11 protein-coding genes and 1 pseudogene are annotated in these 11333 nt (G+C 54.2%); 8 read left to right on the top strand and 4 right to left on the bottom strand.

Annotated features, from left to right (window positions below; translation table 11 throughout):
* Positions 1-51 precede the first annotated feature (51 nt).
* The 5 genes and pseudogenes from HX884_RS17110 to uspE all read left to right on the top strand — a co-directional run.
* A pseudogene (locus HX884_RS17110) lies at positions 52-153 on the top strand (hypothetical protein); the annotation flags it as partial.
* A 10-nt stretch (positions 154-163) separates the two neighbouring features.
* On the top strand, positions 164-679 hold the full coding sequence (gene ogt / locus HX884_RS17105) for a methylated-DNA--[protein]-cysteine S-methyltransferase (protein ID WP_013096864.1): 516 nt from the start codon (positions 164-166) through the stop codon (positions 677-679).
* Positions 680-862: 183 nt separating this feature from the next.
* Positions 863-1615 (top strand): fumarate/nitrate reduction transcriptional regulator Fnr, encoded by a 753-nt coding sequence (gene fnr, locus HX884_RS17100; protein ID WP_006174991.1) that lies wholly within the window; start codon positions 863-865, stop codon positions 1613-1615.
* 126 nt (positions 1616-1741) lie between these two features.
* Positions 1742-1936: a hypothetical protein gene (locus tag HX884_RS17095; RefSeq protein WP_013096865.1), complete on the top strand. Its 195-nt coding sequence runs from the start codon at positions 1742-1744 to the stop codon at positions 1934-1936.
* A 109-nt stretch (positions 1937-2045) separates the two neighbouring features.
* The gene (uspE, locus tag HX884_RS17090; protein WP_013096866.1) at positions 2046-2996 is read left to right on the top strand and encodes a universal stress protein UspE; all 951 of its coding nucleotides are present in this window, start codon (positions 2046-2048) and stop codon (positions 2994-2996) included.
* Between the two features lie 40 nt (positions 2997-3036).
* On the opposite strand, the gene HX884_RS17085 is transcribed toward uspE, so the two are convergent.
* The 3 genes from HX884_RS17085 to pntA form a co-directional block, all read right to left on the bottom strand.
* Positions 3037-4146 (bottom strand): mechanosensitive ion channel family protein, encoded by a 1110-nt coding sequence (locus HX884_RS17085; protein ID WP_178328521.1) that lies wholly within the window; start codon positions 4144-4146, stop codon positions 3037-3039.
* A gap of 106 nt (positions 4147-4252) precedes the next feature.
* Positions 4253-5641 (bottom strand): Re/Si-specific NAD(P)(+) transhydrogenase subunit beta, encoded by a 1389-nt coding sequence (pntB, locus tag HX884_RS17080; protein WP_013096868.1) that lies wholly within the window; start codon positions 5639-5641, stop codon positions 4253-4255.
* A gap of 10 nt (positions 5642-5651) precedes the next feature.
* Positions 5652-7181 (bottom strand): Re/Si-specific NAD(P)(+) transhydrogenase subunit alpha, encoded by a 1530-nt coding sequence (gene pntA, locus HX884_RS17075; protein WP_178328520.1) that lies wholly within the window; start codon positions 7179-7181, stop codon positions 5652-5654.
* 534 nt (positions 7182-7715) lie between these two features.
* Between pntA and ydgH the strand changes: the two genes are divergently transcribed.
* The 3 genes from ydgH (at position 7716) to folM (ending at position 10989) form a co-directional block, all read left to right on the top strand.
* Positions 7716-8660 carry a DUF1471 family protein YdgH gene (gene ydgH / locus HX884_RS17070; protein ID WP_045902904.1) on the top strand — a complete coding sequence of 315 codons (945 nt, stop codon included), beginning with the start codon at positions 7716-7718 and terminating at the stop codon, positions 8658-8660.
* Positions 8661-8844: 184 nt separating this feature from the next.
* Positions 8845-10227, top strand: a complete 1383-nt coding sequence (locus tag HX884_RS17065; protein WP_178328519.1) for an amino acid permease — start codon at positions 8845-8847, stop codon at positions 10225-10227.
* Between the two features lie 39 nt (positions 10228-10266).
* Positions 10267-10989, top strand: coding sequence for a dihydromonapterin reductase (gene folM, locus HX884_RS17060; protein ID WP_013096872.1), 723 nt, complete (start codon positions 10267-10269; stop codon positions 10987-10989).
* Here folM and HX884_RS17055 read toward each other — a convergent pair.
* Positions 10986-11321 carry a GlpM family protein gene (locus tag HX884_RS17055; RefSeq protein ID WP_013096873.1) on the bottom strand — a complete coding sequence of 112 codons (336 nt, stop codon included), beginning with the start codon at positions 11319-11321 and terminating at the stop codon, positions 10986-10988. The two genes, folM and HX884_RS17055, sit on opposite strands and share 4 nt — an antisense overlap.
* Positions 11322-11333: the final 12 nt, after the last annotated feature.

Below are 11333 nucleotides of genomic sequence, written 5' to 3'. Positions count from 1 at the left end.
ACAACCCGCTACGGGGGAGACTTACCCGAAATCTGATTTATTCAACAAAGCCCCTATCCGCTTATCTTTTTAGGGGTATGGCTGGTGATGCTGGTGGCATGGTATCTTGTCGGCCTGCCGATAGGGCCGGGTATCTACCCGAGGCTAAATTAAAGGAAAGAGGATGCTGAGATTACTCGAAGATAAAATTGCAACGCCACTTGGGCCGCTGTGGGTTATCGCCGACGAGCAGTTCCATCTGCGTGCCGTGGAATGGGAAGAGCACAGCGATCGCATGGAAGAGCTGCTCAACATCCATTACCGCGCCCAGGGTTTTGAGCGTATCAGTGCCACCAATCCAGGTGGGCTGAGCGACAAGCTGGCGGCGTACTTCGAGGGCGATCTCAGCATCATCAATGACCTGCCAACCGCCACGGCCGGTACGCCATTCCAGCGTGAAGTCTGGCAGGCGCTACGCGATATTCCGTGTGGTCAGGTTATGCACTACGGCCAGCTCGCAGAACAGTTAGGCCGCGCGGGCGCGGCGCGGGCGGTGGGTGCCGCGAACGGTTCTAACCCCGTCAGTATCGTGGTGCCCTGCCATCGTGTGATCGGCCGCAACGGCACCATGACCGGCTATGCCGGCGGTGTGCAGCGCAAGGAGTGGTTACTGCGTCACGAAGGGTATCTTTTGCTGTAGTTCCCAGGCTTTTTGTGCTTAATTTTCTACCGGTTAGGCTAAAAATCCATAATCAAGCTGTGGAATTTCAAGAAGATGGCAACACGTTGCCGTCTCTTGTCCTTATTGATGGTTTGCCAGGCTTACGTACTTACCAAAAAGATGTTAAAATTGACCAATATCAATTAAGGCTTGAGCAAACCTATGATCCCAGAAAAGCGAATTATACGACGCATTCAGTCTGGCGGTTGTGCTATCCATTGCCAGGATTGCAGCATCAGCCAGCTCTGTATCCCGTTTACCCTGAATGAGCATGAGCTTGACCAGCTTGATAACATCATCGAGCGCAAAAAGCCTATTCAGAAAGGGCAGACGCTGTTTAAAGCGGGAGACGAACTGAAATCGCTCTATGCTATCCGTTCTGGCACCATCAAAAGCTATACCATCACCGAACAGGGTGATGAGCAGATCACCGGCTTCCATCTGGCAGGTGATCTGGTCGGCTTTGACGCCATCGGTACTGGCCATCACCCGAGCTTTGCGCAGGCGCTGGAAACCTCAATGGTCTGCGAAATCCCGTTTGAAACGCTGGACGATCTGTCAGGCAAAATGCCAAACCTGCGTCAGCAGATGATGCGTCTGATGAGCGGTGAGATCAAAGGCGATCAGGACATGATCCTGCTGCTGTCCAAAAAGAATGCGGAAGAGCGCCTGGCTGCATTTATCTATAACCTCTCCCGCCGTTTCGCCGAACGTGGTTTCTCTCCACGTGAGTTCCGTCTCACCATGACCCGTGGCGATATTGGTAACTACCTGGGCCTGACCGTGGAAACCATCAGCCGTCTGCTGGGCCGTTTCCAGAAAAGCGGTATGCTGGCCGTTAAAGGTAAATACATCACCATCGAAAACGGTGAAGCGCTGGCTGTTCTTGCCGGCCACGCCCGCAACGTGGCATAAACCCCACGAATGATTGATGCCAGGCCGATAAATTTTTATGATTTATTGGTCTGGCAGGTAAGCACACCACTTCCCGCCCCTGCGACAGACATCCCCCGCTCCTGAAAGGTTCTCGTTGAGGTTAAATTGAGAGAAAGTTTATTTTTCGTTTCAGTTGTTATTGCCTCCGTGACCTTCCTCTTCATCTGGATCATGCTTGTCGGCCCAATGAAGGGAGAGGAAAAAACCTACGTTCAGGACTCAACCACGTTTGCCATCGTGGTGATGGTGCTGCTGTTGATCGCGTTTATCGCGGTGACAACGACGGTGCTATTCTTCTGAGATATTTTCATGAATTATTGATCTGGCAAAACCTTACCTCTGTTTCATTCAGGATATATAGGTTACTCTTTTAATTACAGACTGTGGTGACAGTAGTAAGGAGACCTGTATGGCAAAGTATCAAAACATGCTGGTAGCTATCGATCCTAATCAGGACGATCAGCCGGCATTACGACGTGCTGTGTATTTACATCAACGGATTGGTGGCAAAATCAAAGCGTTTTTGCCGATCTATGACTTCTCGTATGAGATGACCACCCTTCTGTCGCCTGACGAGCGTACCGCTATGCGTCAGGGAGTGATCAGCCAACGTACCGCGTGGATCCGCGAACAGGCGAAGTACTACCTTGAAGCGGGTGTGCCTATCGATATTAAAGTGGTCTGGCATAACCGCCCCTTTGAAGCGATTATCCAGGAAGTCGTCGCCGGTGGGCACGATCTGCTGCTGAAAATGGCGCACCAGCACGACAAGCTGGAATCCGTGATCTTCACGCCGACAGACTGGCACTTGCTGCGTAAATGCCCGTGCCCGGTCTGGATGGTGAAAGATCAGCCGTGGCCTGAAGGCGGCAAAGCCGTCGTGGCAGTAAACCTGGCAAGCGAAGAGGATTATCACAATTCGCTGAATGAAAAGCTGGTCAAAGAGACGCTGCTGCTTGCCGAGCAGGTTAACCACACCGAAGTGCATCTGGTCGGCGCTTACCCGGTTACCCCTATCAATATTGCCATCGAACTGCCTGAATTTGACCCGAGCGTATATAACGACGCGATCCGCGGACAGCACCTGCTGGCCATGAAAGCGTTGCGCCAGAAGTTCAGCATTGATGAGAACATGACGCATGTCGAGAAAGGGTTGCCTGAAGAGGTGATCCCGGATTTAGCCGAACATCTGCAGGCAGGGATTGTGGTGCTGGGCACCATCGGACGGACCGGTATTTCTGCCGCGTTCCTGGGCAATACCGCGGAACAGGTGATTGACCATCTGCGCTGCGACCTGCTGGTCATTAAGCCGGATGAGTACCAGACACCGGTTGAACTGGATGACCCGGAAGACGATTAACGTCAATCTATTCGCCCGCCTCCCCGGCGGGCTTTTCTTATCAGCTCTCGATCGCTGTCTGTGTCTCTTCAGTTGATCGATCCTGCATCCACGGTGCGTGCAACACCATGCTGGGCAGCGCCAGCTTAATCTCCTGGGCGTTCAGCCCTTCGAGAATACGGATATTGATCTCCTGCTGGATATCCATGTATTTGTTGTAATCCGCCGTATTGACAATATGAACCACTTCAAACGTCAGGCGGTCACGGTCAAACCCGAGGAAATGGGCGCGATCGAACTTTGTCTCACCCACATCGGTGATGATCTGCCTGACCATATCCCCCACATAGCGCAGCTTTTCAGGCGGCGTGTCGCTGGCGACGCCAAACGTGAAGACGATGCGACGGGTCTGCATACGTTTATAGTTGTGAAGCGTCTGCTGAAGCAAAATGGCGTTACCGCAAACGATCTGCTCCCCGCTCAGGCTACGAATACGGGTCGTTTTTAAGCCTATGTGCTCCACCGTTCCCGCCACGTCGTTGAACACCACGAAATCACCAATTTCAAACGGTTTATCAAAGCCGATAGAAAGCGAAGCGAAGACGTCGCTCAGAATGGTTTGTACGGCGAGGGCGATAGCAATACCCCCTACCCCCAGGCTTGCTACCAGCGCGGTGATGTTGACGCCCGCGTTAGCGAGAATCGACAGCAGCATCACAGACCAGACGATAGCGCGAAGGATAAGACCGGTGATCACCAGGGTAACCGGATTTTTATGACTGCCGGGGACCAGCATAACGTGTCGCAGCCACGACACCACGCCCTGATCAAGCCAGAGCGCCACCTGTATCGCGAAGACAAGGAACCAGGCGTGGCTTACGGTGCTAAAGAGCCGGTCGGGTAAATCAACAAAACGCAGGCTGATGAGCAGCGCCACGACAAAAAGCAGGAAGCGACTGGTGCGGTTAAGCATATCGGTCAGGATAAAACGCATCCTGTTTGTGGTTGGGTGCTTATCTCCCCAGGTTGTGATCCCTCTCTTAACGAATGCGATCAGGCGCGTCAGAAGCCAGTAGACCAGCAGCGTCACGACGATAACCGTGGCGACGCTTACCCAGAATGTCGGCGTCATCATCAGCTCCAGGATGTCGAAGCGGGACAAAAATTGCATTTCACCTCCTCGTAGTACACAAAGGGTAAAGTATAGACAGAGGAGAAACGCTGACCGCAGAAATAAGAAAACCGCCCCGAAGAGCGGTTTTTGAGGAGAACGCGAATTACAGTGCTTTCAGGATCGCATCCACGCTGGCTTTGGCGTCGCCAAACAGCATGTGGGTGTTCTCTTTGAAGAACAGCGGGTTCTGAACGCCAGCGTAGCCGGTGTTCATGGAACGTTTGAAGACAATCACGTTTTGCGCCTTCCACACTTCCAGAACCGGCATCCCGGCGATTGGGCTGCGTGGATCGTCCTGCGCCGCCGGGTTAACGGTGTCGTTGGCGCCAATGACCAGCACGGTGTCGGTGTCGGCGAAATCATCGTTGATCTCGTCCATCTCCAGCACGATGTCGTAAGGCACTTTCGCTTCTGCCAGCAGCACGTTCATGTGGCCTGGCAGACGCCCCGCTACCGGGTGGATGCCAAAGCGCACCTTGATGCCGCGCGCGCGCAGCTTCTCGGTGATTTCAGCAACCGGATACTGCGCCTGCGCCACCGCCATGCCATAGCCTGGGGTGATAATGACCGAGTGCGAGTTTTTCAGCATCTCTGCCGTATCTTCCGCGCTGATCTCACGGTGCTCGCCCACTTCTTCGTCAGAACCGGTCGAGGAGCCGTCAGAGCCAAAACCACCGGCGATAACGCTGATGAATGAGCGGTTCATCGCCTTACACATGATGTAGGACAGAATCGCACCGGAAGAGCCCACCAGCGCACCGGTGACAATCAACAGGTCGTTGCTCAGCATAAAGCCAGCCGCTGCCGCCGCCCACCCGGAGTAGGAGTTCAGCATCGACACCACAACCGGCATATCTGCCCCACCGATGGAGGCCACCAGGTGCCAGCCGAACGCCAGGGCAATGATGGTCATCACCAGTAACGCCAGCACCTGCAGACCTACGCTTTCGGTACGCACAAAGACCACCAGCAGCACAAAGGAGACCACCAGCGCCGCCAGATTCAGCTTATGACGATTTGGCAGCATCAGCGGTTTGGAGGAGATCTTACCGCGCAGCTTACCGAACGCCACAATCGAGCCGGTGAAGGTTACTGCACCGATGAAGATGCCCAGGAACACTTCGGTCAGATGAATGTTGACCAGAATCGGCTCCATGCCCGGTTCGTGGTACAGATAGCTGTTGAAGCCCACCAGCACCGCCGCCAGACCGACGAAGCTGTGCAGGATCGCCACCAGCTCCGGCATTTCGGTCATTTCAACGCGTTTTGCCAGACGAATACCGATCGCCCCGCCGATGATCATCGCCACCAGGATCCAGGCAACGTTGCCGGTATCGGGTCCGAAAATAGTGGCAATCAGCGCAATCGCCATCCCGGCGATACCAAAGTTATTACCCTGCTGAGACGTTTCGTGTTTGGAAAGTCCCGCCAGACTGAAAATAAACAGGATTGCAGCAACAATGTATGCGGCTGTCACTAATCCTCCAGACATATGCTACCCCTTAGCCTTTACGAAACATTTTCAGCATGCGCTGAGTCACGGTGAAACCACCGAAAATATTGATACTGGCGATCAGCACCGCGATAAAGCTCAGGAAGCTAATCCAGCCGCCGTGACCAATCTGCAGTAACGCCCCGACCACGATGATCCCGGAGATGGCGTTAGTGACCGACATCAATGGCGTGTGTAGTGCATGGGAGACATTCCAGACCACGTAGTAACCCACCACGCAGGAGAGCGCGAAGACGGTAAAGTGGCCGAGGAACTCTTTTGGCGCGACATCGGCCAGCCAGCCAAACAGAATAATCGCCAGCGCCATGAGCGCGTATTTACGCCACGGAGACGCCGGTTTAGCAGGCTCTGTTGGTTCTGGCGCCGCTTTCGGTGCAGCCTGAGGCTGGGCGGAAACCTGAATCGGTGGCGCAGGCCAGGTGATTTCGCCTTCACGCACCACGGTCACGCCGCGCACAACCACATCGTCAAAATCAACGGTGATGTTGCCATCTTTCTCTTTGCAGAGCAGTTTCAGCAGGTTAACGAGGTTAGTACCGTACAGCTGGGACGACTGCGTGGGCAGACGGCCAGGCAGATCCGTATAACCAATCACCTTCACGCCGTTGGCGGTCGTGGATACCTGGTTCGGCACGGTATATTCACAGTTACCGCCGTTTTGCGCGGCCAGGTCGACAATCACGCTGCCCGGCTTCATGGTGTCCACCATCTCACGGGTGATCAGCTTCGGTGCCGGTTTACCCGGGATCAGCGCGGTGGTGACAATAATGTCCACCTCTTTTGCCTGCGCGGCAAAGAGTTCCATTTCCGCTTTGATAAAGGCTTCGGACATCACCTTCGCATAACCATCACCGCTGCCCGCTTCTTCCTTGAAGTCCAGCTCAAGGAACTCGGCGCCCATACTCTGCACCTGCTCCTTCACTTCCGGGCGGGTGTCAAACGCGCGGACGATAGCGCCCAAGCTATTTGCCGCACCGATAGCCGCCAGGCCTGCCACACCGGCACCAATCACCATCACTTTTGCCGGCGGCACTTTGCCTGCCGCCGTGATCTGACCGGTGAAGAAACGGCCGAATTCGTGGGCGGCTTCGACGATTGCACGGTAACCGGCGATGTTCGCCATTGAACTCAGGGCATCCAGAGACTGCGCGCGCGAAATACGCGGCACGGAGTCCATCGCCATTACCGTCACGCCACGTGCCGCCAGCTTCTCCATCAGCTCTGGGTTTTGGGCAGGCCAGATAAAACTCACCAGCGTGGTGCCCGGGTTCAGCAGCTCAATCTCGCTCTCTTGCGGCGCATTCACCTTCAGAATAACGGGTGATTCCCAGACTTCAGAACCGTCCACCACGTCCGCACCAGCCTGAATAAAGGCCTCGTCATCGAAACTCGCCAGTTTGCCCGCGCCGCTTTCAATGGCGACGGTAAAACCCAGTTTAAGCAGTTGCTCCACCGTTTTTGGTGTCGCCGCTACGCGGGTTTCATTGGCAAACCGTTCTTTTGGTACCCCAATACGCATAGTTTTCCCTTCCATCGGTTTTTGATGATGGTTTATCGATAAATGCCCGCAGTTGCATCAAATTTCGCCATCCTTAGAGCGGCGGCAAATGAGTAACCCCGGAAAATAAAACAGTAACAAACTTTCTATAACCTACTGAAAATAGCGCCTGCGATCTACCGCCTGAAAACACTATTTCTTACATTATCTGTGAAAAATAAGCGAACGGCCTCGCTGACAGAGATATTTACCTTAAATTCATCCTCAGAACCGATAAATCGCGCAAGCGAAGCGGTAAAAACATGATATAGCGCCATATGAGATCAACTTATTAACATTAAATTAACTTGTAAAAGTCATATGCTTTATCACTTTTGCTTGTCAAACGCCTGTTTTTTCAACATATCACTAAATGTTATCGAATCAGATCCTTCGGTGAGCACAGGCTGTGAAAAATGGCGCAGACAGCAACAGGTTTTAAATGCCATAATCGGGACCGTCTCAAATTAACAACAATACCAGTACATGGTTTGCGCAAGGCGAAGGATTATTTTTATGAAGCTTAAGAACACACTCCTGGCGTCCGCACTTCTTTCCGCGACCGCCCTGTCTGCGAATGCCGCGACAGAGTTAACGCCGGAGCAAGCGGCAGCGTTAAAACCTTTTGACCATACGGTCATTGTGGGTCGTTACAACTCTATTGGCGATGCCGTTACCGCCGCATCAAAAGCCGCTGATAAAAACGGCGCAGCGTCGTTTTACGTGCTTGACCAGTCCGATCAAGGCAATAGCGGCAACCAGCGCGTGACCATTGCGCTGTACAAAGAGAATGCGCCAAAAGCTGACGCGCCGAAAAACCGCGTGATCAACGGCGTCGTTGAACTGCCTAAAGATCAGGCGATTGAGCTGGAACCGTATGACACCGTTACCGTTCAGGGCTTCTACCGCAGCCAGCCAGAAGTGAACGATGCCATCACCAAAGCCGCGAAACAGAAAGGGGCTTACTCGTTCTACATCGTGCGTCAGGTAGATGCTAACCAGGGTGGCAACCAGCGTATTACCGCGTTCATCTATAAAGAAGATGCGAAAAAACGCGTTCTGCAAAGCCCGGATGCCATTCCTGCTGATTCAGAAGCCGGTCGCGCGGCGTTAGCGAAAGGCGGCGAAGAAGCGAAGAAAGTCGAAATTCCAGGCGTAGCAACCTCCGCAGCGCCAAGCGCTGAAGTGGGCCGTTTCTTTGAGACGCAATCCACGAAAGGTGGCCGTTACTCCGTTACCCTGCCAGACGGCACCAAAGTTGAAGAGCTGAACAACGCCACGGCTGCGCAGATGGTGCCGTTCGACAGCATCAAGTTTACCGGCAACTATGGCAACGGTACGGAAGTCTCTTATCAGGTCGCGAAGCGCGCGGCGAAGAAAGGGGCGAAGTACTACCACATCACCCGCCAGTGGCAGGAACGTGGTAACAATGTGACCATCAGCGCCGATCTGTACAAGTAACAAAACCCTTCATTAAAGGCGGCGTAATGCCGCTTTTTTTGTTACTTTTTTTGAATTTCTGCTACACATCATTGCATGCGTTCGTGACACTCCGTAAAATCCCGCGCCTTAGTGTGATCCACCATTTTTATGCGCCTGTGCGAAATAATTATTCTGGATTTGGACCTTTCATAACAGGAAGCCAATGGAAAAGAAACTTGGCCTGAGTGCTTTAACTGCACTCGTTTTAAGCTCAATGCTGGGTGCGGGGGTATTCAGTTTACCGCAGAATATGGCGGCCGTCGCAAGCCCTGCCGCACTGCTGATTGGCTGGGGGATTACCGGCGTTGGCATTTTGCTGCTGGCCTTCGCCATGCTGCTGCTGACCCGTATTCGTCCCGATCTCGATGGCGGTATTTTCACCTACGCGCGGGCCGGTTTTGGGGAACTGATTGGCTTCTGTTCCGCGTGGGGTTACTGGCTATGTGCGGTGATCGCTAACGTCTCCTATCTGGTTATTGTCTTCTCGGCGCTCAGTTTCTTTACCGATACGCCCGAGCTGCGTCTCTTTGGTGACGGCAACACCTGGCAGTCGATTGTCGGGGCGTCGGTGCTGCTGTGGGTCGTACACTGGCTCATTTTGCGCGGCGTCCAGACAGCGGCAAGCATTAACCTGATGGCGACGCTGGCCAAACTGGTTCCGCTCGGGCTGTTTATTGTGCTGGCGTTTATGGCATTCCGTCTGGATGTATTTAAACTCGATTTCACTGGCCTTGCGCTGGGCGTCCCCGTCTGGGAGCAGGTGAAAAACACCATGCTGATCACCCTGTGGGTTTTCATTGGTGTTGAAGGTGCGGTGGTGGTCTCTGCCCGCGCGCGCAACAAGCGCGACGTCGGACGCGCCACGCTGCTGGCGGTGCTGGCGGCCCTCGGTGTCTATCTGCTGGTGACGCTGCTGTCGCTGGGTGTGGTGGCTCGTCCTGAACTGGCCGAAATGCGTAACCCATCCATGGCCGGTCTGATGGTGAAAATGCTCGGTAGCTGGGGCGATGTGGTCATTGCCGCGGGGCTGATTATCTCCGTCTGCGGGGCTTATCTGAGCTGGACCATCATGGCGGCCGAAGTGCCTTTCCTGGCTGCCACGCACAAAGCGTTTCCGCGTCTGTTTGCCCGTCAGAATAAAAACAGTGCGCCGTCAGCGTCACTCTGGCTGACGAATATCAGCGTTCAGGTCTGCCTGGTGCTGATCTGGCTCACAGGTTCGGACTATAACACCCTGCTGACCATCGCCTCGGAGATGATTCTGGTACCCTATTTCTTAGTGGGTGCGTATCTGTTAAAAATCGCCACTCGCCCGGCGCATTATGCGGTAGGGATCGGCGCCTGTATTTACGGTTTGTGGTTGTTGTATGCTTCCGGGCCTATGCACCTGCTGCTGTCGGTGGTGTTGTATGCGCCGGGCCTGCTGGTGTTTATCTATGCCCGCCGTACTCATCAGTTGGAGAACGCGCTTAAACGCCGTGAAATGGCCCTCATCGGGCTGTTACTGGTTGCTGCCGTACCGGCAACCTGGATGTTAATGGGATAACCCTGCGTCTCCCATTGTTGAACTGAAAAGGAGAATACGATGGGAACTGCGCAGCATCGCCCAATACTGATCACCGGTGGAGGCCGTCGTATCGGCCTCGCCCTCGCCCATCACTTTCTCAACCTTCGCCACCCGGTCATTGTCAGTTACCGCACGGAATACCCCTCGATAGACGGGCTACGAAAAGCAGGTGCAACCTGTATTCAGGCTGATTTCTCCACCGACGACGGCATTCTTGCCTTTGCGGATAAGGTCAAATCAACGACCCACGGTCTGCGGGCGATTATCCATAACGCCAGCGCATGGCTTGCAGAAAAACCCGGTACGTCGCTCAGCGAAACGCTCGCCTGTATGCTGCAGATCCACGTCAATGCCCCCTATTTGCTTAACCATGCCCTGCAGGATCTGCTGCGCGGCCACGGCCATGCCGCGGGTGACATTATTCATTTCACCGATTATGTGGTGGAGCGCGGGAGCGACAAACACATCGCTTATGCGGCGAGTAAAGCCGCACTGGATAACATGACGCGTTCATTTGCCCGCAAGCTGGCACCAGAGGTCAAGGTGAACGCCATCGCCCCGGCGATGATTTTATTCAACGAGGGCGATGATGCCGAGTATCGTCAGCAGGCGCTGAATAAATCCCTGATGAAAATCGCCCCTGGCGAGAAAGAGGTGATCGACCTTATCGATTATCTGCTCACCAGCTGTTACGTCACCGGCAGAACCTTTGCCGTGGACGGTGGGCGACCGCTGCGCTAGTGATAGCGGCTCCAGAAGAAAATCAGCACCCAGGCGCTGAGCCCCCAGCAGACCACCGCCCCGCCCAGCGCCAGGGGAAGCCGCAGAAAGCCCGTGAAATACCACAAGGACAACAGGTAGAGAAAGTAAGGGATGATTGACCACATGCCAAACACAATGGTGGTGCGCAACGCCTCAGTGCCGCGTTCCGAGGCGACAATGTAGTGTGCAATGAGCGCAAACGTCGGGAAGAGCGGAATCAGCCCGGCAATGTAGTAATTTTTGGTTTTTGCCAGTACGCCAATCAATAACACCACCAGCGCGCCCAGCGCGGCTTTTATCGCCAGCCCCATGCTTTTTCCTAT

Origin of the sequence: Enterobacter sp. SECR19-1250 (assembly GCF_013391025.1) — a bacterium.
GTDB lineage: Bacteria > Pseudomonadota > Gammaproteobacteria > Enterobacterales > Enterobacteriaceae > Enterobacter > Enterobacter cloacae.
This window is presented reverse-complemented; position numbering and strand designations above follow the sequence as displayed.